Genomic DNA, 790 nt, shown 5'->3' on the forward strand with positions numbered 1-790 from the left:
GACAAGACCACCGAAATTGACGCGCTCACCTACGCCGACACGAACGGGCGCGTGCGCCAGGTCGATGAGGCGCTGTACGACACCTACACAGATGGGATTGTGGTGTTGCATGTGGACGCATCGTCTACGAGCGCTATTTTGGCGCACTTGAGCCGCACTTGCCGCATGCGCTGCACTCCGTTACGAAGTCATATGCGGGTACGCTAGCCGCGGCGCTCGTCCACGAAGGTGTGCTCGGTGACACCAAGGTGCTCGCGCATTATCTACTCTGGTGCACGGCAGGGCGTTCGAGGACGCGACGTTGCGCCAGGTGATGGATATGCAGACAGGACTCGGCTATAGCGACGTCTACGAAGACTAACGCTCCAGTTTCTGGGCGCCTTCGCGCGCCTGCGGCTGGCGACCTCGGCCGGTTGGCGACGGCGGGCCGCAGACGTTGTGCGATTTAATGTGCACCATTTGCAAGCGTGCACCGCGAATTCGTTGACTACAAACGTTGAATACCGATGCACTGGCTTCGGTAATGAGCCGCGTGACCCGGCCGAGGCATGCACGGCCAGCTGCTCTATGTTGCACCGAAAGTGGAAACGCGGTAGCGCGCTTGTCGTCTCAATCCTTCGCGTCGAGTACCGGTAACATCCCCATCACTCTGCCGATGATGGTGAAACTGGGACGGACTCTGTCCGCGTAGCCGGCAGGCGGCAGACGCCGCACAGGCCTACAACATCATTCCCGATCACGCTGAAATTTCCGGAACTGTCCGGACCCTGTCATCCAGACTGCAAGACTT

General features: G+C 59.9%; 1 protein-coding gene and 1 pseudogene. Both read left to right on the top strand.

The features are described from left to right. A pseudogene (locus tag NKJ72_RS30915) lies at positions 1-207 on the top strand (hypothetical protein); the annotation flags it as partial. Beyond that, positions 159-314: a hypothetical protein gene (locus tag NKJ72_RS30920; RefSeq protein ID WP_352480802.1), complete on the top strand. Its 156-nt coding sequence runs from the start codon at positions 159-161 to the stop codon at positions 312-314. The pseudogene NKJ72_RS30915 and the gene NKJ72_RS30920, both read left to right, overlap by 49 nt. Positions 315-790: the final 476 nt, after the last annotated feature.

Origin of the sequence: Mesorhizobium sp. M0045, assembly GCF_040323385.1 — a bacterium.
Lineage (GTDB): Bacteria > Pseudomonadota > Alphaproteobacteria > Rhizobiales > Rhizobiaceae > Mesorhizobium.